This window comes from Rhodococcus sp. WS1, assembly GCF_003797745.1.
GTDB classification, from domain to species: Bacteria; Actinomycetota; Actinomycetes; order Mycobacteriales; family Mycobacteriaceae; genus Rhodococcus_F; species Rhodococcus_F erythropolis.
Map to the genome: position 1 here is coordinate 311362 of NZ_RKLZ01000001.1, position 22816 is coordinate 334177.

Consider the following 22816-nt stretch of genomic DNA (forward strand, 5'->3'; position numbering starts at 1 on the left):
AAAGGCCGGCTCCATGCTTTCCGACACTGCCCTGCCCGACACTGCCCTGTCAGACATACCCCTGCCTGACACACCACGTCTGGCTTCGATTCACAACTTCCGCGACGTGGCCGGCCCCGGGTACGTCACGACCAGCGGACAGGCGATGAGCCGCGGAGTTTTCTACCGCGCAAACGCGCTGACGCCCTCGCCTGAGGATCTTGCAATCGTGGAATCGCTGGGGCTGACCGCCGTCTACGACGTGCGCTCCGAAACCGAAGCGAACGAAACTCCCGACACCGTGCCTACGCCGGCGATGTACGCCCACATTCCCATCCTGTCCGGCAACATCCACGCCGAAGCGATGGCTCTCCGAACAGCGGACGCTGCAACAGCTTTCATGCAGAACATCAATCGCAGCTTTGTCGCAGACCCCGTCACTCGCAGCGGATTCTCGCAGTTGTTCGCCGCCCTGGCCACTACCGCCGGGCCGCAACTCTTCCACTGCACGGCAGGCAAGGACCGAACAGGCTGGGCAGCAGCACTACTGCAAACACTCGCCGGCGTACCGCGCGAAACGATCATGGCGGACTACCTGCTCACGAATACGTACTCGGCCGAGTACATCGATGCGACGGTCGCAACGATCGCCGCCGCCACAGATGCAGACAAGGGCGAGGTGATCCGGTTGCTGCTGTCCGTCGACGCAAGTTACCTGGGCGCCGCCTTCGAGCAGGTGGAGCACCACTACGGGACCGTCGAGAACTATCTGACCACCGGGTTGGACCTTGCTCCCGAACTCGTCGGCGCTTTGGAAACCAAACTCGTGCGCTGAATCCGGCGAATCAAAAAACTGCGGGCGTGTGACCTACTCGGTCACACGCCCGCAGTTCAGTGTCATGCAGTGACAGTGTCCTGCAGTTTCCAGCTCACTACCCGATCACATCACGGGAGTGGACCGCCTGCAGCGATCGCAGACAGTGTCGCGAACTCGTCAGCCTTGAGCGACGCGCCGCCGACCAGAGCGCCGTCGACGTCGGTCTGGCCGACGATCTCTCCGACGTTCTTGGAGCTGACGCTGCCGCCGTACAGAACGCGAACGCCGGCTGCGACCTCGGCGTCGGCAAGTTCGGCAACTGTTGCTCGTACCGCAGCGCACACTTCCTGTGCATCGGCGGCAGAAGCGACACGGCCGGTGCCGATGGCCCAAACAGGTTCGTACGCGATGACGATCTTGGAGATCTCCTCCGCGCTCAGGCCCGCCAGTGAACCCTTGAGCTGGTCGACGTTGTAGGCAACGTGATCGCCCGCTTCGCGGATCTCGAGGCCTTCACCGATGCACACGATCGGCGTGAGGCCGTTCTTGAGAGCGGCTTTGGTCTTGGCGAGGACGGTCTCGTTGGTCTCACCGTGAAGGGTGCGACGCTCCGAGTGGCCGACCACGACGAAGGTGCATCCGAGCTTGGCCAGCATGGAGCCGCTGATCTCGCCCGTGAACGCACCCGAGTCCTGAGCCGAGACATCCTGCGCGCCGTACGTGAGGAGGAGCTTGTCGCCCTCGATCAGCGTCTGGACGCTACGGATGTCGGTGAACGGCGGGATGACCGTGACGTCCACTTTGTCGAAGTACTTCGCAGGCAAGGAGAAAGCGATCTTCTGCACCAGGGCGATAGCCTCGAGGTGGTTCAGATTCATCTTCCAGTTGCCGGCGATCAACGGCTTACGTGCCATGTCGGATCAGCCTTCCAGTACTGCGATGCCAGGCAGCTCTTTGCCCTCGAGGTACTCGAGGGAAGCGCCACCACCGGTGGAAATGTGCGAGAAGCCCTCGTCCGGGATACCGAGCTGACGAACGGCTGCTGCGGAGTCGCCGCCGCCGACGACGCTGAAGGCGCCCTTCTCGGTTGCCTCCACGATTGCCTCGGCGACACCGCGGGTGCCTGCCTCGAACTTCGGGAACTCGAACACGCCCATCGGGCCGTTCCAGAACACCGTCTTGGCGCCGGTCAGGATCGCGGCAAAGCGCTTGACCGACTCCGGTCCGATGTCCAGTCCCATCCAGCCGTCGGGAATCTTGTCGAACGGAACGATCTTCGACTCGGCATCGGCCGAGAAGGAGTCCGCGACGACAACATCCTGAGGGATGTGGATGACGTCGGCGTACCGGTCGAGGAGACCCTTGCAGGTCTCGATCATGGACTCTTCGCACAGCGAATTGCCCACGGAGACACCCTGAGCCGCGAGGAACGTGTAGAACATTCCGCCGCCGATCACCAGAGTGTCGACCTTCGGTGCCAGTGCCTCGATGACGGCCAGCTTGTCCGAGACCTTGGAGCCACCGAGCACCACCGCGTACGGACGCGCAGCGTCCTGCGTGAGCTTGGCGAGCACCTCGACCTCGGCGCCGACCAGGTAACCGGCGTAATGCGGGAGCAGCTTCGCGACGTCGAAGACCGACGCCTGCTTACGGTGAACAACACCGAATCCGTCGGAGACGAATGCGCCGTCGTCACCGACCAGCTCGACGAGAGCCTTGGCGAGCTTGACCCGCTCGGCTTCGTCCTTGCTGGTCTCGCGAGGGTCGAAACGGATGTTCTCGAGCATCAGGACGTCACCATCGGTGAGTCCTTCGGAACGAGCCAGCGCGTCCTGTCCCACGACGTCACCGGCGAGTTGCACGTTGCGACCGAGGATTTCGGCCAACTTCGCGGCAACCGGTGCGAGGGAGAACTTGGGATCGGGCTGACCGTCGGGGCGCCCGAGGTGCGCGGTCACGATGACCTTCGCTCCACCCTCGGCAAGTGCCCGCAGGGTGGGAGCGGACGCGACGATGCGGCCCGGGTCCGTGATTTCTCCGCCATCCAACGGGACGTTGAGGTCGGAACGCACCAGTACGGTGCGCCCCTCGACCCCAGCGTCCAGCAGATCCTTCAGCGTCTGAACTGCCACTGTTATCGAAACTCCGCTCAGAGAGACTTGGCGACGAGGCCGATGAGGTCGGCGAGGCGGTTGGAGTAGCCCCACTCGTTGTCGTACCAGGAAACGATCTTGACCTGGTCGTCGATGACCTTCGTCAGACCCGAGTCGAAGATCGACGAGTGCGGGTCGGTGACGATGTCCGAGGAGACGATCGGTGCGTCGGTGTACTTCAGGATGCCCTTGAGGGGTCCTTCGGCAGCGGCCTTCATCGCGGCGTTGATCTCGTCGGCGGTAGCCGACTTCTTCAGGTTCGCGGTGAGGTCGGTGACCGAGCCCGTGGGGATCGGCACGCGCAGTGCGTAGCCGTCGAGCTTGCCGAGCAGCTGCGGGAGAACCAGGCCGATTGCCTTGGCTGCACCGGTGCCGGTGGGAACGATATTGAGGGCAGCTGCGCGGGCGCGACGGAGGTCTGCGTGCGGAGCGTCCTGCAGGTTCTGATCCTGGGTGTACGCGTGGATCGTGGTCATCAGACCCTTGACGATGCCGAACTCGTCGTCGAGAACCTTGGCGATGGGGCCGAGGCAGTTGGTGGTGCACGACGCGTTGGAGATGATGTTCTGGCTGCCGTCGTACTTGTCGTCGTTGACGCCCATGACGATGGTGATGTCTTCACCCTTGGCCGGAGCCGAGATGATGACCTTCTTGGCGCCGGCTTCGAGGTGTCCCTTGGCCTTTGCGGCGTCGGTGAAGATGCCGGTGGACTCGACGACGACGTCGACGCCCAGCTCGCCCCAGGGAAGCTCGTTCAACGGGCCGCGGTGTGCGAGGGCCTTGATGCGCTGATCGCCGACGACGATCGTGTCGTCACCGTCGAGCGACACGTCGTACGGCAAACGGCCGAGGATGGAGTCGTACTTCAGCAGGTGAGCGAGCGTCGCGTTGTCAGTCAGGTCGTTGACTGCCACGATCTCGATATCGGTGGTTCCGAGCGCCTTCTGCGCATCCACCGCCCTGAAGAAGTTACGTCCGATACGGCCGAAACCGTTTACGCCAACCCGGACAGTCACAATTCGCTCCTTTGACCATGATTCTGGTGTGCAACTTGACCCACGCATACTCCGAATCCGTGTGTGCACGACGCGGACGTGGGGTTCATCGGTCGATGTGACTCATACCCTAATGCGCGTGGCCCGAACGTGCGCAGCCCACCCTGACGGAGGGCAGGTCACCCCTCTTCGAGTAGCTCCACATTCACTGCGGATTCGGTGTCGGGTATGCCCGTTTCCTTGGCCTTGCGATCAGCCATGGACAGCAGGCGACGGATACGTCCGGCAACGGCGTCCTTGGTCATCGGCGGGTCGGCCAACTGGCCGAGTTCTTCGAGGGACGCCTGCCGATGCTCGACGCGCAGTGCGCCCGCCGCCGCGAGGTGATCGGGCACGTCCTCGCCGAGGATCTCCAACGCACGCTCGACGCGCGCAGCAGCCGCAACGGCAGCGCGAGCAGAGCGTCGCAGGTTTGCGTCGTCGAAATTGGCGAGACGATTGGCGGTGGCGCGGACCTCGCGTCGCATCCGTCGCTCCTCCCACACCAGGCGTGTGTCCTGGGCTCCCATTCGGGTCAGGAGATCGCCGATGGCCTCACCGTCGCGGATCACCACACGATCCGTTCCGCGAACCTCACGTGCCTTCGCCGAGATCCCCAGACGCCGCGCAGCTCCGACCAGAGCAAGTGCAGCTTCCGGGCCGGGGCAGCTCACTTCGAGCGCCGACGAACGGCCGGGTTCGGTCAGGGAACCGTGCGCGAGGAACGCACCGCGCCAAGCTGCTTCGGCGTCGCCGACACTTCCGCCGACGACCTGCGCAGGCAAGCCGCGAACCGGGCGCCCGCGAAGATCGAGCAGTCCCGTCTGGCGCGCGAGGGCCTCACCCTCCTTCGCCACACGCACGATGTAGCGAGCGGATTTTCGAAGCCCGCCCGCACTGAGTACGTGAACATCGGCACTGTAGGTGAACAGGTCGAAAATCTCCCGGCGCAGACGTCGCGCCGTGGAGCCCAGATCCACCTCTGCTTCGACGACCACCCGGCCGCCGACGATGTGGAGCCCACCGGCAAAGCGCAGCAACGCGGAGACCTCTGCCTTGCGGCAGCTGACCTGAGTCACCACTAACCGGCTCAGTTCGTCCTTGACCTCCGCTGTCATTGCCACGAAGCGTTCTCCCTCTGTTCTTCGGATTGCTGTTCTTGCAGGGATGACTGTGTCGAATCCCCTACTGCCGCACTGCTCGACAGTTCAGCCAGTACATCGGCCAGTTTTGCCGGATCGTGTACATGCGCTGCGCCCGGTGAGGTGTCCGCGACATCCGCGTACCTGACTTCGGCTGAAAATTGATCCGCCGCACGCTGCAGATGTTCACGTTCACGCCCGGCCGGTACCGACGCCGAGTCGACCACCACGTAGTCGACCCGAAAATCGGGCACGTGTTGGGAGAGTACGTGCAGGTGACGCTCTGCGGAGAATCCGGCGGTCTCCCCCGGCTCGGGTGCGAGATTGAGCACCAGCACCTTTCGAGCATTCGTCGACGACAGTGATTCGACAAGTTCGGGTACCAGTACGTGCGGGATCACGCTCGAGAACCACGATCCCGGGCCGAGAACCACGAGATCGGCACGATCGATCGCAGTCACAGCCTCGGGACACGCGGGCGGGTTGGACGGGAGCAGTCTCACACGCCGAACCTTGCCCGGCGTGGTCGCGACGGCGACCTGTCCACGAATGCAGCGGCTGACGCGTGGGTCCTCTTCGAGTCCTTGAACGTCGGCTTCGATCTCGAGCGCGATCGGCGACATCGGCAGCACGCGGCCACGGATTCGCAGCAGTCGCGCCATCTCGTCGAGCGCGACGACCGGATCGCCGAGCACCTCGGTGAGTCCGGCCAGGATGAGATTGCCCACCGAGTGCCCGGCAAGTGCGCCGACACCGCCGAAGCGATGCTGAATGGTCCGAGTCCAGTCGACTATCTCGGGTTCGTCCGACGCGAGAGCCGCGAGCGCCATCCGGAGGTCACCGGGCGGGATGACGCCGAGTTCGGCGCGCAGCCGGCCCGACGAACCACCGTCGTCGGCGACCGTGACCACTGCGGTGACGTCGACCGTCAGGCGTCTGACGGCCTGGAGCGTGGCGAACAATCCGTGCCCGCCGCCGAGCGCGACGATGGCCGGCCCATCTGGCTTCTCCCGCGAGCTATGTGTCGGTTCACTCATTCGCGCCCCAGATCCCGGTGCACGATGCTGACCGAGATGTCGTCCTCGGAACCCAAACGCCTCGCGAGAGCTTCGGACATGGCCACGCTTCGGTGCTTACCGCCGGTGCACCCGACCGCAATTGTCATGTAGCGCTTTCCTTCTCGCCGATATCCGGCGATCGTCAAATCCACCAGATGTCGGTAGGTGTCTAGGTAGTCTTCCGCACCCTCGCGGGACAACACGTAGTCGCGGACGTCGGCATCCTGACCGGTGTGCGGGCGAAGTTCCGGGATCCAGTGGGGATTGGGCAGGAATCGAACGTCACAGACGAGATCGGCGTCCATCGGCAGGCCGTACTTGAATCCGAACGACTGGACCGTCACCTTCATCGTGCGGTTGGCATCGTTCCCGAACGCCGTTTCGATCTTCTGACGCAACTGATGTGCCTTCAGCGCCGACGTGTCGATGACCAGATCGGCGGCCGCCTTCACCACGGCCAACTGCCGACGCTCGGCTGCGATCCCTTCGGACAACGTGCCGTCGATGCCGTCGTTCTGCAACGGATGACTGCGGCGCACCTGTTCGAACCGTCGGATCAACACGTCGTCGGATGCTTCGAGGTACAGCACCCGAGTGTGGATCGGCTCCGCCTCGAGTTCGGTGAGCACCCACCCGAGATCGCCGGTGAAGAGTCGACTCCGCACGTCGATCACGACGGCGAGACGATCGACCGGCGGATCGGAGGTCAAGCTCAGACCGACCATCCGGGAAATGAGCTCAGGTGGCAAATTATCCGCGACATACCAGCCGAGGTCTTCGAGCACCTTGGCAGCGGTACTCAAACCAGCTCCGGACAATCCCGTCACCAGCAGGAAATCCATCGTTCGACTGTCTTTGGCGCTGTCGGTAGTCACTGTGCACTCGGCCCCGTCGTCGGCATGGACAATTCTCGCGACTCGGAGCCCTCGTCACCGCTACCGGATTCGGCGCTTGGCGCGTCAGCAGAGGTAACAGACGATTCGGATTCCTTGTCCAGCTCATCATCCCCTACCGCGGCTGGCAGCGCTCGAGCTTCAGCACCCGCATCGGCTGCAGCCGAATCCGTGCCGAGTGCGGCCAGAACTGCTGTGGCTGTGGTCTCACCGATACCGGGGACCTGCATGATCTCCTCGACCGTTGCCGTTTTCAGCTTCGCCACGGAACCGAAGTGAGCCACCAGAGCAGTACGGCGAGTTTCACCGAGCCCCTTGACCGAGTCCAGAGCCGAAGCCGTCATCCGCCTCGAGCGCTTGCTGCGATGGAACGTGATCGCGAAGCGGTGGGCTTCGTCTCGGATGCGTTGCAGGAGGTACAACGACTCGCTCGTTCGGGGAAGGATGACCGGATCTTCTTCTCCCGGTACCCATACCTCTTCGAGTCGCTTGGCCAAGCCGACTACCGCAACGTCGGTGACCCCCAGCTCGTCGAGGACCGCCGCTGCGGCCGTGACCTGGGGGGCGCCGCCGTCCACGACGAACAGATTGGGTGGATAGGCGAACCGCCGAGGCCGGCCCGTCGCCGGGTCGATCGCCGCTTCGGGAGCCAGATCCCCACCGTCCGCGTCCATGGTCGACGCCGAAGCAGCGAGAATGCCCAGGTCGCGGTTGTGTCGGAGGAACCGCCTGCGAGTGATCTCTGCGATACTCGCCACGTCGTCGGAATGACCGTCGCCGGCAGCTTCCTTGATCGCGTAATGGCGGTAGTCCGACTTACGCGGGAGCCCGTCTTCGAACACGACCAGTGACGCCACGACGTCGGTTCCCTGGACGTGACTGATGTCGATGCATTCGATTCGTAGCGGAGCCGAGTCCAGGTCCAGTGCTTCCTGGATGCCCTGAAGCGCCGCAGAACGCGAAGTGAAATCACCGGCGCGTTTGAGCTTGTGCTGCGCCAGAGCCTCTTTCGCGTTTCGCTGGACCGTTTCGGCGAGGTCTTTCTTGTCGCCGCGTTGCGGAACCCGCAGTTGCACTTGCGATCCCCGAAGCTTGCTCAGCCACGCCTGGATCTCGGTCGCGTTGGCGGGCAGGACCGGCACGAGAACTTCCTTGGGAACGGCGCTGATCTCGGCCTCGGAGCCCGCTCCCGGGTCGAGTGCCGCCTGCTCACCGTAGAACTGGGTGAGGAACTGTTCGACCAGGATCGGCAGGTCGGACTCGGCGTCGAGTGCGGCCCAGTCGATGGCATCGCCTGCCTTCTCCACGACCCATCCACGCTGACCCCGCACGCGTCCGCCGCGCACGTGGAACACCTGAACGGCGGCTTCGAGATCATCGGTGGCAAAGGCGACGAGATCGGCGTCGGTGCCGTCACCGAGTACGACGGCCTGCTTCTCGAGCGCCTTGCGCAAAGCGCCGATATCGTCACGCAGACGGGCCGCGGTCTCGAAGTCGAGGTCCTCGGAAGCCTGCTGCATGCGCTTTTCGAGATCTTTGACCAGCTTGTCCGTGCGGCCGGCGAGGAAGTCGCAGAAATCTTCGACGATCTGACGATGCTCCTCGGCGCTGACTCGCCCGACGCAGGGCGCCGAGCACTTGTCGATGTAGCCGAGCAGACACGGCCGGCCGATCTGGTTGTGTCGTTTGAAGACTCCGGACGAGCACGTTCGTGCGGGAAACACTCGCAGCAGCAGATCGAGTGTTTCGCGGATGGCCCAGGCATGGGAGTAGGGACCGAAGTAGCGGACGCCCTTGCGCCGCGGACCGCGGTAGACGAACAGCCGCGGGAACTCTTCGTTGAGCGTCACGGCGAGAACCGGATACGTCTTGTCGTCGCGGTACCGCACGTTGAACCGCGGATCGAATTCCTTGATCCAGTTGTACTCGAGCTGAAGCGCTTCGACTTCGGTACTGACGACGGTCCACTCGACGCTGCCGGCGGTGGTCACCATCTGCCGAGTACGGGGATGAAGTGTCGTGACGTCCGCGAAGTACGAGTTCAAACGTGAACGGAGGCTTTTCGCCTTTCCGACGTAAATGACCCGACCATGCGGATCGCGAAATTTGTAGACGCCCGGCGCAGCCGGAATGGTTCCGGTAGCGGGGCGGTAAGTCGAGGGATCCGGCACGGTTTCAGGTTAGTCGCCGCCACCGACCGACTCGGAAACGCGCAGGATGCGGGCACCGAACCGGTCGGAAGACGTCAGTTGCTCTTGTGCGCGACCGGTGCGTAGCGGTCGGCCAGTTCGCGGAACTTGCCGACCGTGTCGACGGCGTACTCACGGTCGTTGGACTGGATCGCCATCACTGCCATGTACTCGTCGTCGGGCAATTCGATGCGTGCCCAGGCGGCGCCGTCGGGGAACGAGAGTCCCTCGAACAGATCCCAGTCGACGATCTTCTCGCCCAAGATGTTTCGTACGGCGATTCCCTGCTTGCCCACCTTGACCCGGGGCCGCGTCAACATCAGTACACCGAGAGCCAGAATGGTGCCGATGCCTGCCATCGCAAGTTGGTCCGCGGCGCGGAAGTACACGCCGGTGGACCCCTGGCGGAGCAGGAGTGCAAGTGTGACGTGAACGATCACCAGGAGGACAGCAACTCCGATCGCGTATCGCGTCGACTTACGCGGTGACGCAATCAGTTCCCAGTTCTCGTTGTCGCCGGGTGTACTCATCGAAACGAATCCTCGGTCCATGGTGCTCGGAGATGGCGCAGGGTCACTGCGGTGTCCAGTGCGGCGGCGCAGGCCTGTGCGCCCTTGTCCTCGACGCTACCCGGCAGCCCCGAACGGTCAAGAGCCTGCTGCTCGGTGTCGGTGGTCAGGACACCGTTCCCCACGGGAGTGCTTTCGTCGAGCGAGACGCGTGTAAGGCCCGCGGTGACCGCGTCGCACACGTACTCGAAGTGCGGCGTGCCGCCGCGGATGACAACACCGAGTGCGACGACGGCGTCGTGCGTGCGAGCCAATGCCTGCGCAACGACCGGCAGTTCGATCGCACCAGCGACACGGACCAGTGTCACGTCCTTGATCTGTGCCTCCTGCGCGACGCGCTGCGCGCCGGCGATCAGAGCCTCGGAGATCGTCGCGTGCCACTGCCCGGCAACGATCGCCAGCTTCAGATCCTTGGCCTCGGCGATCGCGAGCTGCGGCTGACCTTCGCCGCTCACAGTGCGGTTCCCGGCTGTGCGGTGTTCTGGTTCGCCTCGTACTCGTCCAGTCCGATCAGATCGTGACCCATCCGATCGCGCTTGGTGCGCAGGTAGGTGAGGTTCTCCGCATTCGCGCGCAGCGGCATCGGAACGCGATCGGTGATCTGCAGGCCGTAGCCGTCCAGACCCACACGCTTGGCCGGGTTGTTGGTCAGCAGACGCATCGACGAGATCCCCAGATCGACGAGGATCTGCGCACCGATGCCGTAGTCGCGGGCGTCCGCCGGTAGCCCGAGTTCGAGATTGGCGTCGACTGTGTCGGAACCGGCGTCCTGGAGCTGGTAGGCCTGCAGCTTGTGCATGAGCCCGATGCCACGACCCTCGTGTCCGCGCATGTACAGGACAACGCCGCGGCCTTCCTGGGCGACCATGTCCAGTGCGGCGTCGAGCTGTGGGCCGCAATCGCACCGCAGCGAACCGAAGACGTCGCCGGTGAGGCACTCGGAGTGAACGCGGACGAGTACGTCGCTACCGTCTCCGTCGGGGCCTGCGATGTCGCCGCGCACCAGCGCAACGTGCTCGACCTCGTCGTAGATGCTGGTGTAGCCGACAGCGGTGAACTCACCGTGGCGGGTGGGGATGCGGGCCTCGGCGATGCGCAGTACGTGCTTCTCGTGCTTGCGACGCCACGCGATGAGGTCCGCGATCGAGATCAGAGCAAGGTTGTGTTCGTCGGCGAAGACTCGCAACTCGTCGGTCTGAGCCATCGCGCCTTCGTCCTTCTGGCTGACGATTTCGCAGATGACGCCGGCGGGACGCAGGTCCGCCATGCGGGCGAGGTCGACTGCAGCTTCTGTGTGGCCCGGACGACGCAGCACTCCGCCTTCCTTCGCGCGGAGCGGAACGACGTGGCCGGGACGAGTGAAATCGTTGGCACCGGATTCGGGGTTGGCGAGCAGACGCATCGTCGCAGCGCGGTCCGATGCCGAGATGCCGGTACCGATTCCTTCGCGGGCGTCGACGGTCACGGTGTAGGCGGTGCCGTGCTTGTCCTGGTTGGTGGCGTACATCGGGGGCAGGCCCAGCCGATCGCAATCGTCACCGTCGAGCGGCACGCACAGGTAGCCGGAGGTGTACCTGACCATGAACGCCACCAGTTCCGGGGTGGCTTTCTCGGCGGCGAAGATGAGGTCGCCCTCGTTCTCGCGATCCTCGTCGTCCACGACGACAACAGCTTTACCTGCAGCGATATCTGCTACTGCGCGCTCGATACTGTCGAACCTGGTCACGTGCTCGCACTCCAAAGTCTTGACTTTTAACATCATCGAATACAACAAGTGCATCCGACGGATGCACTGACAACCCTACGACCAATCGGACGGGTCCGATCAGCCTGGTCCTACCGACCGGCAGAGTGAAGCCGCTCGACGTACTTGGCGATCACGTCCACCTCGAGGTTGACCGGCGTACCGACCCCAGCGGTTCCGAGCGTCGTCAACTCGAGCGTTGTCGGGATCAGCGAGATCTCGAAGTACTCGAACCCGCGGTCGCCACCCAGCGCGGAGACCGTCAGCGAGACTCCGTCGACAGTGATCGAACCCTTCTCCACCACGTATTGGGAAATGGAGTCCGGCAGTGCGATCCGCACTACCTCCCAGTTCTCGGAAGGCGAGCGGGAAATGACGTGGCCAGTTCCGTCGACGTGCCCTTGAACCAAGTGGCCGCCGAGTCGACTGTTCAGCGCCGCGGCGCGCTCGAGGTTGACGCGAGAGCCGACGTCCAACTTCGCCAGGCTCGAGCGGTTCAGCGTTTCCTGCATGACGTCTGCGGTGAACGAACCGTCGGCAAGCACATCGACGACCGTCAGGCACACGCCGTTGACCGCGATCGAATCGCCGTGACCGGCGTCGGAGGTGACCAGTGGCCCGCGCACCGTGAAGCGTGCAGCATCGACCAGTTCTTCCTTGGCGACAATTTCGCCGAGTTCTTCCACAATTCCTGTGAACACGCGCCCTACTCCTCGTTCCCCGGAGCAGAACTCTCCGGAACCAGACTCAACAAAATATCGGGGCCGATCGTTACCGCGGACTCCAAACGGAATCGGTGGGCGTCGGTGATGGTGTGCACTCCGGCATCGACGAGCGCGGAAGCGCCCGCGCCGAGCAGTATCGGAGCGATGTACGCCTCGATGACGTCGACATATCCGGCGGCGAGGAATGCTCCGGCCAGACGGGGCCCACCCTCGAGCAGTACGTCTGTGTACTCCCCCAACGCCTCGACTACTTTGTCGATGTTGTCGGTGTTGAGCACCAGAGTCGGTGCGGTGTCATCGAGAACGCTTGCCGTCGAAGGTATTTCACGCTTTCCGACGACGACGCGTACGGGCTGGTGCGCCGCTAGCTCACCGGTGGGCTGACGCGCCGTCAGCCACGGATCGTCGGCGAACACGGTGCCGGTGCCGACCACGATCGCATCGATCTGCGCCCGCTGAGCATGCACGCGCGCCCTCGCCTGCGGACCGGTGATCCACTGACTCGTTCCGTCCTCGGCGGCGCTGCGCCCGTCCAGACTGGCCGCGTACTTCCACGTGATGTGCGGGCGACCGGTGCGCTGTTTGTGTAGCCAGGCTCGCAGTGGACCAGCTTCCACCTCGGGTGCTCGCAGTCCGGCGGTGACGCTGATTCCAGCGCGCATGAGCGTCGCTGCGCCGCCGGAAGCCTCGGGATTGGGATCACCGACTGCGTAGACGACCGCCGAGACTCCGGCGTCGATCAATGCCTGCGAGCAGGGCCCGGTTCGCCCCTGGTGATTGCACGGTTCCAGTGTCACCACGGCCGTACCGCCACGTGCCGCATCGCCGGCCTCGTCGAGAGCCACGACCTCCGCGTGCGGTCCACCGGGCGGTTGCGTCATACCGACGCCCGCGATGGTGCCGTCGGCGGCGAGGATGACAGCGCCGACCGGCGGGTTGGGGCTGGTGAATCCGCGCGCAGAATCCGCTGCGGCCAGCGCGATCTGCATCGCGGCGTCAAGATCAGCCGTCGACGCCTGTCCACCCTTTGCCATCGAGCGGCTCAGACCGACAGCGTCAGGTGCGGCGACGCCGAGGCGGCCTGCGCGCGTAGCTTGCGCACCGCCTCACCGGGATCACTCGCCCCGTACACCGCCGAACCGGCGACGAAGCAGTCGATCCCTGCTTCAGCGGCCTGCTCGATCGTGGAAGCGTTGATGCCGCCGTCGATTTCGACGAGGAGCGTCAGCTCACCCGAGTCGACGAGCTTTCGAACTGCGCGTGCCTTGTCGAGCACCTGAGGCATGAAGGACTGACCACCGAATCCGGGTTCGACGCTCATGATCAAGAGGGTGTCGAAGTCCTTGAGGATTTCCAGGTAGTCGTCGATCGGGGTTCCAGGCTTGATGCTCAACCCCGCCTTGGCACCAGCTGCACGAATATCGCGGGCAACCGAACGCGGGTCGTCGGTGGCCTCGGCGTGGAACGTGACGTTGTACGCACCGGCCTCGGCGTACGGCGGCGCCCAGCGCTCCGGATTCTCGATCATGAGATGGCAGTCGAGCGGAATGTCCGTCGCCTTCAGCAGACTCTCGACCACCGGCAGACCCAGCGTGAGATTGGGAACAAAATGCGCGTCCATCACGTCGACGTGAAGCCAGTCGGAGCCGGACACGGCAGTCGCTTCATCGGCGAGTCGAGCAAAATCTGCGGATAAAATGGACGGTGCAATCATCGGGGAAGCCACGCCGCCGAGTTTAGCTGTGACTCATCGCCGACCGTGCATGCACATCGGCTGTGCTTCATCGCCGACCGTGCATGCACATCGGCTGTGCTTCATCGCCGACCGTGCATGCACATCGGAGCCGGTGAAATCCGATCAGTTCTTGACGACGGTGCGGAGCTTTCGCACCTTGGCGGGCGCCTTGATCCGCCACGCATCTTCGAGCATCTCGCCCAACTGCACCTCGTCGATCAGTTCGAGGTGCACGAGGATCGATCCGTGCCCGTGATAGTGATCTGTGGTGAAGAAAGCCGCCTCGCCACTGGCGAGTAGCGCCTCCTTCTCGTCCAGACCGCACATCACGACCAAAGCGCCCTCCGCTTCGGTGCGGAGCCGCGCAAAAGTTTTACCTGCCACCTTGAGTGCCGGGGTGTTGTACGAGGTCGACTCTTCCACGGAGGGAAGAGCCGAACCCAGTACTACAACCTGTTCCCACGTAACCATGTAGGCACCATACGACTACCGATGCCCAGAAGTCATCCGATCAGGCCAGCGGCTTGCGCAAAGCGGCCATGAACATAGCGTCCGTGCCGTGTCGATGCGGCCACAACTGAACCGACGATCCGTCTCCGACGTCCGGGACACCTGGCACCAATTCCTTGGTGTCGAGTTCCACGACGCCATGACGCCGCACCGCATCGGCGACCACTGCCAGCGTTTCCGACAAGTGCGGCGAGCACGTGGAGTACAGCACCACTCCGCCGGGGCGAACCAGTTCGATTGCGGCAGCAAGCAATTCACGCTGCAACTTCACGAGCGGAGCCACATCGGACGGCTGGCGACGCCAACGTGCCTCCGGGCGCCGACGCAGCGCACCCAACCCGGTGCAGGGAGCGTCGACGAGGATGCGGTCGTATCCGGGTTCGAGCCCGGATTCGCGGCCGTCCGCCACGTGTACGTCCACGGGAAGCTCGCGAGTGGTCTTGCGAATCAACTCGGCACGGTGTTCGACCGGCTCGACGGCGTCGAGTCGACCACCTTCGATGCCGGCAAGAGCACCGAGAAGTGCCGCTTTTCCTCCTGGACCTGCACAGAGGTCGAGCCAGCGTCCGGAGTCTTCACCTTCGAGAGGAGCAATGCTGAGGGCGCGGGCAACCAGCTGACTGCCCTCGTCCTGCACTCCTGCCAGGCCTTGGCGGACCGCCTCGAGTTGTCCGGGGTCACCGCCGTCGAGATGCACGGCGTACGGCGAGTACGGCCCGATCTCGCCGCCGGTCACCAGTGCGAGCTCCTCGGCGGAGATCTCACCGGGGCGGGCGACGAGGTGCACGGCGGGGCGGGCGTCGTCGGCGATCAGGACGTCTTCGAGCTCTCCGGCTGCGGCGCCGAGCGAGTCGGCAAATACCTGCGCGATCCACAGGGGATGCGCGTGCTCGAAGGCGAGTCGGCCGACCGGGTCCTTCGGCGCCAGCAGCTCGACCCACTCGTCCTGGGTGCGTTCGGAGACACGGCGCAGGACCGCGTTGACGAATCCTGCTCGGCCCTGGCTGTTTTCGGCGCGGACGAGGTCGACCGAGGTGGCAACAGCAGCGTGCGGTGCGACACGAGTACGCAGCAGTTGGTACGAGCCGAGTCGAAGAACATCGAGCAGGGTTCCGTCGATCTCTTCGATCGGCCGACCCGCCGCATGCGCGATCACCGCATCCAGGAGGCCCTGAGCACGTGCCGCGCCGTACGCGAGTTCGGTTGCCAGCGCCGCATCGCGTGCGTCGAGTTTGCGGTCGCGCAGGAGCCCTGGCAGAACCAGGTTCGCGTATGCGTCACGTTCACGGACCGCGCGCAGGACGTCGCGCGCAGCCAGTCGCGGCTGATCGAGCCCGGCGGTTGCCGGATCCGGCCGCTTGGCCTGCTTCGGCTTGGTGTTCTTGCCGCCGGTTGCATTCTTGGCTCCGGGACCCTGTGTCCGCCGTGCCGGTCGTCGTGATTCGGTCACTGTGCTCGTACCTCCGCGTCGAGTCGGGCACCGCGTGCCCAGTCCCCTGCCGACATCAATTTCTTGCCCGGGGGCTGAATCTGCCCGAGTCGTACCGCGGTGGTCGCGGTACCGATGTACAGACCATCCTTGCGTACCGAGATCTCACCGACTGCCAGGGTCTCGTCCGTAACGGTGACCGGGCCGACCTTGACTCGAAGATCACCGATCATCGTCCATGCCCCAGGCGCGGGTGTGACTGCTCGGATGTGCCGGTCCACCGTGCGAGCGGGCAATTCCCACCGCACGCGGGCCGCGTCCACAGTCACCTTGGGGGCGTACGAGACGCCGTCGGCAGACTGCGGAACCGCGTTGATCTCTCCGGCCTCCAGGCCGTCGAGTACCGATTCGAGCAGGGCAGCGCCGTTTTCCGCCAGACGCCCGAGCAGGTCGCCTGCCGTATCGGTGTCGCGAATCCGCTCGGTCATCACTCCGTACACGGGGCCGGTATCCATGCCGGCTTCCAAACGGAACGCACTGGCGCCCGTCACCTCGTCACCGGCACTGATCGCAGCCTGCACCGGCGCGGCGCCGCGCCACGCCGGAAGCAGCGAGAAATGCAGATTGACCCAACCGTATTTCGGAATGTCGAGGACGTTCTGCGGCAACAGGTTTCCGTAGGCGACGACGGGTGCGCAGTCCGGTTCGAGGCGGGCGAGTTCGGCTGCGAAGTCGGGATCGGACGCCTTGACCGGGGTCAGGACCGGGATGCCATGCTCGTCGGCAAGCAGACCGATCGGCGAGCGGGTGACTTTGCGACCGCGGCCCGCCACAGCGTCCGGACGCGTGACGACGGCTACCACTTCGTGGTTGGCGGACTCGATGAGACGCCGCAGCGAAGGAACCGCGGGTTCGGGCGTTCCGGCGAACACGACGCGCATGTCAGCTCTCCCGTTTCGTTGGGCTCTTCGGACTCTGATCAGCCGATCGGCCTGTCGAACGCGGTGGACTGCAACTCACGAAAATGCTCCCGGATGTGTCGGTGGGTGGAACTGTCAGTCTAAGGACTGCGGGAGCTACGACCTACCTCGCGCCACACCGAACCACTTTCTCAGCAATTTCTTTGATCAGAACCCTGCAGATTCACCGGTCCTCGGTATTGACTGTCTCTGTCGTCGCCACTCGGCGGAGGCTGATACGGGATACACCGATCACACGGAGGAACTTAGATGGCAGGCATCGACAGTAAGTTCGACAAGGCCTACGCAGGAAAGTCCGTCGAAGAATTGGCGGACGCCCCGGTCGCGGCACTCAACGGCGTAAGCGATTCGGACGCAGAACATTTGAAGGCAGCGTTCAACATCAAGACCGTCCGCGACCTCGGAACGAACAAGTTCTTCCTGTGGGCGCAGGCCACTGCCAAGCTCGCCGAGTAAACATCCCGACCCACGTGGTCTCGGTGCTCACGAGTTAGCAGCTCACGAATTTGCAGCTCACGAATTTGCGTCGATGACCACTTGCGGAATATCCGTGCCGAGCGGCACCGCGCTGCACGAAGCGTGCCGCTCGGCATCGGGGTCGAGGACCGTCCGGATGACGTCGATCACGTAGGGGTCGTACGGCATGCGGAAGTGGCCGGTCAGGTTCGACGGACACAGATCCTGGAGGACGATGTTTTCTGCACCGGCGTCGCGGAGCGCGATGTTCGAGGACGGCTGGATCATCTCGTCGACAGTGGACCCGATAGTCGTGTAGCGCACTCCGGGTACGGTGTCGCCGCCGTCGTTGAGGGCGTTCAACGTATCCGACCCCTGCATCTGCTCGCGGACAGCTCGCGAAAAGACATCTTCGACAAAGTCTTCTCCGCCGGGGATCGCACGGACGATGGGAACCAACCCGAACATCACCCCGCCGTAGGTCGGCGAAGCCAAGCCGACCCAATGATCGACGTAGGCGTCGCCGCCCATTTTGTTGACGTAGTACCGCGTCACCGTCGCGCCTTGGGAGTAGCCGATCACGTCGACCTTGTCCGCTCCGGTCGCGGTCAGCACCTGATCGACGAAAGAACCGAATGCGGTCGCACTACCGACTATGTCGCCGACGCCGTAAGTCTCGTGTGCGACGTCCCCGTCTTCTTCTTTGATCGCACCGCCGTAATTGAGGGCGAAGACGCAATAGCCGTCAGCTGCCAGTGCCGGCGACAGGGCCGCCCAATCCGCGTACGCCTCGGTGTCGGTTCCGTGGGCGAGTACAACCGGTCGGGGATGCGTGGCGGAAGGCTCACAGCCGAAATCGTTCGACCCGGCAGGCGCGGATCCTGGATGAGCATGCGCATATGCCGTGGCAACGGAACGAGTCGCCTGACCCGGACCGATGTCGAGAGGAACGTCCATCGCGTCGGCACTCGCAGACGGGAGCGTCGGTGCGGCAGCCGATATCGCCGGCGGTGCTCCGATCAGCAGCGCCACTGCTACCGAAAATGTCAGTCCCACAGACCGTTTGACGCCAGCCATTGTTCCTGCTCCTGCTCTGATCCTACGAGGGAGCTGACCGTAACACCAGAAACTTCGGGGCGCATACCCTACCGAACAGTAGGTATCCGACGTCTCAATTGCCGCCTTCATCGGCGTCATCACCGGCAAGCACTCGGTAGAGCGACTTGCGCGCCTCGACAAGCACGTCGGCTGCGGCCTTGACCTGCGCTGGTGTGCCTACAGCAGCCACTTGACCGGCCGCGCCCATCAGCTGGCCGATCAGTTCACGAAGGTCCTGCTCCGGCTCCCCTACGCTGAGACGAACGTCATCCCACGGTGCCCCGAGATCGGCGCGATGCTCCTCGACGTACGCGAGGCCTTCCTCGGTCAGCTTGGCGGTCTTGCGGCCGGCGACCTTTTCGATGATCACCAGTCCCTCGTCCTCGAGTTGGGACAGCGCGGGATAAATGGAACCCGGACTCGGCTTCCAGACGCCGCCGCTGCGCTCGACGATCTGCTGAATCAATTCGTAGCCGTGCATCGGCTCTTCCGCGATCAACAACAGAATCGCAGCGCGCACATCTCCACGACGACCTCGTCCGCCACGTCCTCGCCCGCGACCGAACTGAGCGCCCGGACCGAAGCCGGGGCCGGGTCCGCCGTCTGGACCGAAACGCCCCCGCCGATGGCCTCTGCGTGGCATGTCACCGAAGCCCGGCCGCTCGTGCGGTCGACCGCGTCGTCCACCGTCTCGATCGCCGGGACCATCGCCCGGCGCGCCGTCGTCCGTCGGCACCCACATCACAAATGGTGGCCGTTGCTCACGGCCGAAACCGCCGAAGAAACCGCGTCGGCCGAACATCCCCTCGTTCGGGAAACTTGCATCCATCGTCGAACCTCCATCACTATCGTTGATAGTTCGACGATATATCGCCATATCGGGTTGCGCAAGATTTTTGCTGCACACAAGCATGCCTTGGAGAACTCGAAAATCAGCCGATGCGGCGTGGGTCGATCTGAATGCGGACCGGACCCGATGACTTCCGCGCACTGCGCGCGGCCCTCGCATGTGCCAGAGCGTCCGCAAGGCCGCGACCGTCCTTGCGTGGAACGCGGACCAGCATTCGCTCCGGCGCGACACCGCTCTCGTCCTCACCGGAATACGGAAGCCTCTCCCCCGCAGGCAATTCCACTGGTCCGAGTAGTACAGCACTTGCCGGCAGATCAGCTGAGTCCACCAACTCCGCAATTGCTGCGGATCCACCGTCGATCGCAGCCATGTGAACGGCCGGAGGAAAGCCGACCTCGTCCCGTTCCTCGAATTGAGATTGTGCGTGCCCCACTGGATCCCATCGGACCAACGCCTGCACCGTCGGGATACCCGAGTCTGCGACAACCACAACTTCACCGCCTTCGGACAGCGGAATCACCATGGCAGCAGCCGACATCCAGCGTCTGAGTGTTTCCTCGGCGGCGCGAAGATCGGGCCGGCCGAGCAGTGCCCAACCGTCGAGCAAGAGCGCGGCGCCGTAGCCGCCGGTCATCACCGGCTCCGCACCCACTGTCGAGACCACCAACGCGGGCCCGTGTGGCAGTTCCTTGACCACATCACCGCCCCCGGACAGAACAACTTTCACACCGGGAAACGCCCGCCCGAGTTCTTCGGCGGTCCGGCCGGCACCGACCACCACCGCGCGCAACGCTTTCGCCCCGCACGCGTGACATCGGTAGGCGGCATCGGCAACCCCGCACCAGCGGCACGCCGGTGTCCCGGCGCCGTCGGGACCTGCCGCAGCGGGAAGAGCCAGTGGACCGTTGCACCGACGGCACCGTGCCGGGGCACGGCACTTTCCGCAGGCCAGGGTCGGTACGTACCCCCGCCGAGGCACCTGCACCAGGACTCCGTTGCCCTCACCCAGAGCGCGCCGAGCGGCCGCGAATGCAATAGCGGGCAAACGAGCCGCTCTGGCTCCCGGATCGCGGGCCAAGGCTTGATCGCTGTCGGCGAGCGCGGTGATCTTGGGTGCGTGAGCACGAACGACGTCCCGCGTAGCGACCAGATCGTGCGCCCATCCCGAGTCGACGAGTACCTGCGCTTCTGCCGTACGGGAGAACCCACCGATCACGACGGCGCACTCGGCGACGTAGCCACGCAGGACGGCAACTTCGCGGGCATGTGGATACGGCGACCGCGGCTCGGACAAGTTGTCGTCGCCGTCGTCCCAGACGACGACAAGACCGGTCTCGGGCGTCGGCGCAAAAACTGCACTGCGCGTGCCGACGACGATCCGGGCGGTCCCGTGCAGTGCAGCGAGCCACCTTCGGTATCGCATGGCCGGCCCCAGGCCTGCGGACAGACCCACCACTGCATCCGCTCCGGAGAGTTCGGTACATGCGGCGACGACGCGGTCCAGGTCGCGTTGATCGGGCACAACCAGGATCGCGGATTTACCACTTGCCGCTACAGCCCCGGCCAATTCGGCCAGGCGCAGTGGCCAGTTTTCACCAGGCAACGCCTGCCAGACCGCACGCGGGCTTTTCGACTCGCGAATCGCGGACAGAAAGGCGTCACCGAATCTGTAGAGATGCCAACCATTTTCGATCGGTTCAGGAGCGGGCGGCGGCTCGGCGGGCTCCCACGGTTCCGCCTCGACCTTCGCGTGGCGCGGCGGTACCGCCAAACGGAGAACATCGGCGCGGGTTCCGGCATAACGCTCCGCCACACGATCGACGACTTGCGCGATTTCGGCCGTCAGGACCCGCTCGGACGAGATGACGCGTTCGAGCCAGCCGAACTTCCCCTGATGGTCACTGGTGGCCTCGCGCGAGACGATGAAACCGTCCACCAGACGACCAGCGAAGCGGATGCGCACCCGGACTCCGGGCTGCGCATCCGCTTCGAGTTCACGAGGAACGAGGTAGTCGAATTCACGGTCGAGGTGAGCGAGCGGGAGCATCGGCAGCACCCGGGCGACCGGATCGACTTCTGCCGCTACTCTTTCCGCGCCCACCCGCGCCCCGTCTGTACGTCAGTGATCAGAGACCAGCTGCGCTACGCAGCTTGTCGGCACGATCGGTGCTCTCCCACGGGAGGTCGATGTCGGTGCGACCGAAGTGACCGTATGCCGCCGTCTGCGCGTAGATCGGACGCAGCAGGTCGAGGTCGCGGATGATCGCTCCCGGACGCAGGTCGAAGATCTCGGTGATCGCCTTCTGGATCCGTGCCGGATCGGTCTTCTCGGTGCCGAAGGTTTCGACGAAGAGTCCGACCGGAGCTGCCTTACCGATGGCGTATGCGACCTGAACCTCGATGCGGTCGGCCAGACCTGCGGCAACAGCGTTCTTGGCCACCCAACGCATGGCGTAGGCAGCGCTTCGGTCGACCTTTGACGGGTCCTTGCCGGAGAACGCGCCGCCGCCGTGGCGAGCCATTCCGCCGTAGGTGTCGACGATGATCTTGCGGCCGGTCAAACCGGCGTCACCCATCGGGCCACCGAGGACGAACTTGCCCGTCGGGTTCACCAACAGACGAACATCGGAGGTGTCGAGATCGGTGAGGTTCACGTCGGTCAGCACCGAGTGAAGCACCTTCTCGCGAAGATCGGGCGTCAACAGGTTGTCGAGGTCGATGTCAGCGGCATGCTGGGTGGAGATGACCACGGTGTCGAGACGGACAGCCTTGTCACCGTCGTACTCGATGGTGACCTGGGTCTTGCCGTCCGGGCGCAGGTACGGCAGCACGCCGGACTTACGGACCTCGGTCAACCGGCGAGAGAGACGATGAGCCAACGCGATGGGCAGCGGCATCAGTTCCGGCGTATCGGTGGTGGCGTAGCCGAACATCAGGCCCTGGTCGCCCGCACCCTGACGGTCGATCTCGTCGTCGCTGATTCCGTCGACGCGAGCCTCGTGCGAGTGATCGACGCCCTGCGCGATCTCGGGCGACTGCGCGCCGATCGCGACGTTGACGCCACAGGAGTTACCGTCGAAGCCCTTTGCCGAGCTGTCGTAGCCGATCTCGAGGACCGTGTCGCGCACGATCTTCGGAATGTCTGCGTACGCAGTGGTCGTGACCTCGCCGGCTACGTGAACCTGGCCGGTGGTGACCAGAGTTTCGACGGCCACGCGGGCGCGCGGGTCCTGGGTGAGCAGCGCGTCGAGGATCGAGTCGCTGATCGCGTCACAGATCTTGTCCGGATGCCCCTCGGTGACGGACTCGCTGGTGAATAGCCGACTGCCGGACTTGCTCACAGATCTCCCTCTCGACGACTGAGTTCTTGACTACAGCTTATTGAAGTATCCGAATCACCGTTCGGTGACCGTTTTGTCATGCTTTGTTAGCTGGGGGCTGAGCCGACGATAACG

22 protein-coding genes are annotated in these 22816 nt (G+C 64.3%); 2 read left to right on the top strand and 20 right to left on the bottom strand.

The window, feature by feature from the left end:
- Positions 1-13: 13 nt before the first annotated feature.
- Positions 14-814 carry a tyrosine-protein phosphatase gene (locus tag EEB12_RS01275; RefSeq protein WP_020969588.1) on the top strand — a complete coding sequence of 267 codons (801 nt, stop codon included), beginning with the start codon at positions 14-16 and terminating at the stop codon, positions 812-814.
- Between the two features lie 110 nt (positions 815-924).
- Here EEB12_RS01275 and tpiA read toward each other — a convergent pair whose 3' ends face one another.
- The 16 genes from tpiA to fmt form a co-directional block, all read right to left on the bottom strand.
- Complete coding sequence (gene tpiA, locus EEB12_RS01280) at positions 925-1710, bottom strand: triose-phosphate isomerase (RefSeq protein ID WP_019748390.1); 786 nt, start codon at positions 1708-1710, stop codon at positions 925-927.
- A gap of 6 nt (positions 1711-1716) precedes the next feature.
- On the bottom strand, positions 1717-2928 hold the full coding sequence (locus EEB12_RS01285; protein WP_019748389.1) for a phosphoglycerate kinase: 1212 nt from the start codon (positions 2926-2928) through the stop codon (positions 1717-1719).
- Between the two features lie 17 nt (positions 2929-2945).
- Positions 2946-3965 carry a type I glyceraldehyde-3-phosphate dehydrogenase gene (gene gap, locus EEB12_RS01290; protein ID WP_003944851.1) on the bottom strand — a complete coding sequence of 340 codons (1020 nt, stop codon included), beginning with the start codon at positions 3963-3965 and terminating at the stop codon, positions 2946-2948.
- 158 nt (positions 3966-4123) lie between these two features.
- The gene (whiA, locus tag EEB12_RS01295) at positions 4124-5101 is read right to left on the bottom strand and encodes a DNA-binding protein WhiA (RefSeq protein WP_021344225.1); all 978 of its coding nucleotides are present in this window, start codon (positions 5099-5101) and stop codon (positions 4124-4126) included.
- Positions 5098-6162, bottom strand: a complete 1065-nt coding sequence (gene yvcK / locus EEB12_RS01300) for a uridine diphosphate-N-acetylglucosamine-binding protein YvcK (RefSeq protein WP_019748388.1) — start codon at positions 6160-6162, stop codon at positions 5098-5100. Before yvcK ends, whiA begins: the two co-directional genes overlap by 4 nt.
- Positions 6159-7058 carry an RNase adapter RapZ gene (gene rapZ, locus EEB12_RS01305; protein WP_003944872.1) on the bottom strand — a complete coding sequence of 300 codons (900 nt, stop codon included), beginning with the start codon at positions 7056-7058 and terminating at the stop codon, positions 6159-6161. The genes yvcK and rapZ overlap by 4 nt, the downstream gene beginning before the upstream one ends.
- The gene (uvrC, locus tag EEB12_RS01310; protein WP_141487300.1) at positions 7055-9247 is read right to left on the bottom strand and encodes an excinuclease ABC subunit UvrC; all 2193 of its coding nucleotides are present in this window, start codon (positions 9245-9247) and stop codon (positions 7055-7057) included. The genes rapZ and uvrC overlap by 4 nt, the downstream gene beginning before the upstream one ends.
- Before the next feature lie 74 nt (positions 9248-9321).
- A complete protein-coding gene (locus EEB12_RS01315; protein ID WP_007727982.1) occupies positions 9322-9795 on the bottom strand; it encodes a PH domain-containing protein in 474 nt (157 codons plus the stop codon).
- Positions 9792-10289 carry a 6,7-dimethyl-8-ribityllumazine synthase gene (gene ribH / locus EEB12_RS01320; RefSeq protein WP_003944999.1) on the bottom strand — a complete coding sequence of 166 codons (498 nt, stop codon included), beginning with the start codon at positions 10287-10289 and terminating at the stop codon, positions 9792-9794. The genes EEB12_RS01315 and ribH overlap by 4 nt, the downstream gene beginning before the upstream one ends.
- Positions 10286-11560 (bottom strand): bifunctional 3,4-dihydroxy-2-butanone-4-phosphate synthase/GTP cyclohydrolase II, encoded by a 1275-nt coding sequence (locus tag EEB12_RS01325; protein ID WP_003944833.1) that lies wholly within the window; start codon positions 11558-11560, stop codon positions 10286-10288. Before EEB12_RS01325 ends, ribH begins: the two co-directional genes overlap by 4 nt.
- Positions 11561-11670: 110 nt before the next feature.
- Entirely contained in the window at positions 11671-12279 is a 609-nt protein-coding gene (locus EEB12_RS01330) for a riboflavin synthase (protein ID WP_141487301.1), read from the bottom strand.
- Positions 12280-12284: 5 nt separating this feature from the next.
- Complete coding sequence (gene ribD, locus EEB12_RS01335) at positions 12285-13337, bottom strand: bifunctional diaminohydroxyphosphoribosylaminopyrimidine deaminase/5-amino-6-(5-phosphoribosylamino)uracil reductase RibD (RefSeq protein WP_141487302.1); 1053 nt, start codon at positions 13335-13337, stop codon at positions 12285-12287.
- Positions 13338-13345: 8 nt separating this feature from the next.
- A complete protein-coding gene (rpe, locus tag EEB12_RS01340) occupies positions 13346-14029 on the bottom strand; it encodes a ribulose-phosphate 3-epimerase (RefSeq protein WP_019748384.1) in 684 nt (227 codons plus the stop codon).
- A gap of 132 nt (positions 14030-14161) precedes the next feature.
- The gene (locus tag EEB12_RS01345) at positions 14162-14509 is read right to left on the bottom strand and encodes an MmcQ/YjbR family DNA-binding protein (RefSeq protein WP_019748383.1); all 348 of its coding nucleotides are present in this window, start codon (positions 14507-14509) and stop codon (positions 14162-14164) included.
- Between the two features lie 40 nt (positions 14510-14549).
- Positions 14550-15998 (bottom strand): RsmB/NOP family class I SAM-dependent RNA methyltransferase, encoded by a 1449-nt coding sequence (locus tag EEB12_RS01350; RefSeq protein WP_141487303.1) that lies wholly within the window; start codon positions 15996-15998, stop codon positions 14550-14552.
- The gene (gene fmt, locus EEB12_RS01355) at positions 15995-16918 is read right to left on the bottom strand and encodes a methionyl-tRNA formyltransferase (protein WP_020907709.1); all 924 of its coding nucleotides are present in this window, start codon (positions 16916-16918) and stop codon (positions 15995-15997) included. The genes EEB12_RS01350 and fmt overlap by 4 nt, the downstream gene beginning before the upstream one ends.
- Positions 16919-17206: 288 nt before the next feature.
- On the opposite strand from fmt, the gene EEB12_RS01360 reads away from it, so the two are divergent.
- A complete protein-coding gene (locus EEB12_RS01360) occupies positions 17207-17413 on the top strand; it encodes a hypothetical protein (RefSeq protein ID WP_003944900.1) in 207 nt (68 codons plus the stop codon).
- Between the two features lie 57 nt (positions 17414-17470).
- Here the strand turns inward: EEB12_RS01360 and EEB12_RS01365 are convergent, their stop codons facing one another.
- The 4 genes from EEB12_RS01365 to metK all read right to left on the bottom strand — a co-directional run bounded on the left by EEB12_RS01365 (position 17471) and on the right by metK (position 22702).
- Positions 17471-18490, bottom strand: coding sequence for an esterase/lipase family protein (locus EEB12_RS01365; protein WP_141487304.1), 1020 nt, complete (start codon positions 18488-18490; stop codon positions 17471-17473).
- Positions 18491-18584: 94 nt separating this feature from the next.
- Complete coding sequence (locus EEB12_RS30725; RefSeq protein ID WP_370671296.1) at positions 18585-19253, bottom strand: PadR family transcriptional regulator; 669 nt, start codon at positions 19251-19253, stop codon at positions 18585-18587.
- Positions 19254-19443: 190 nt separating this feature from the next.
- Positions 19444-21462: a primosomal protein N' gene (locus EEB12_RS01380; RefSeq protein ID WP_141487305.1), complete on the bottom strand. Its 2019-nt coding sequence runs from the start codon at positions 21460-21462 to the stop codon at positions 19444-19446.
- 25 nt (positions 21463-21487) lie between these two features.
- Positions 21488-22702, bottom strand: coding sequence for a methionine adenosyltransferase (gene metK / locus EEB12_RS01385; RefSeq protein WP_003944827.1), 1215 nt, complete (start codon positions 22700-22702; stop codon positions 21488-21490).
- Positions 22703-22816 lie beyond the last annotated feature (114 nt).

Coding starts and splice junctions, on each gene's coding strand:
- EEB12_RS01315 (WP_007727982.1), bottom strand. CDS start 9,795: ATGAGTACACCCGGCGACAACGAGAACTGGGAACTGATTGCGTCACCG.
- fmt (WP_020907709.1), bottom strand. CDS start 16,918: ATGCGCGTCGTGTTCGCCGGAACGCCCGAACCCGCGGTTCCTTCGCTG.
- EEB12_RS30725 (WP_370671296.1), bottom strand. CDS start 19,253: ATGTGGGTGCCGACGGACGACGGCGCGCCGGGCGATGGTCCCGGCGAT.
- whiA (WP_021344225.1), bottom strand. CDS start 5,101: ATGACAGCGGAGGTCAAGGACGAACTGAGCCGGTTAGTGGTGACTCAG.
- tpiA (WP_019748390.1), bottom strand. CDS start 1,710: ATGGCACGTAAGCCGTTGATCGCCGGCAACTGGAAGATGAATCTGAAC.
- EEB12_RS01275 (WP_020969588.1), top strand. CDS start 14: ATGCTTTCCGACACTGCCCTGCCCGACACTGCCCTGTCAGACATACCC.
- yvcK (WP_019748388.1), bottom strand. CDS start 6,162: ATGAGTGAACCGACACATAGCTCGCGGGAGAAGCCAGATGGGCCGGCC.
- EEB12_RS01360 (WP_003944900.1), top strand. CDS start 17,207: ATGGCAGGCATCGACAGTAAGTTCGACAAGGCCTACGCAGGAAAGTCC.
- EEB12_RS01345 (WP_019748383.1), bottom strand. CDS start 14,509: ATGGTTACGTGGGAACAGGTTGTAGTACTGGGTTCGGCTCTTCCCTCC.
- ribD (WP_141487302.1), bottom strand. CDS start 13,337: ATGGCAAAGGGTGGACAGGCGTCGACGGCTGATCTTGACGCCGCGATG.
- EEB12_RS01365 (WP_141487304.1), bottom strand. CDS start 18,490: ATGGCTGGCGTCAAACGGTCTGTGGGACTGACATTTTCGGTAGCAGTG.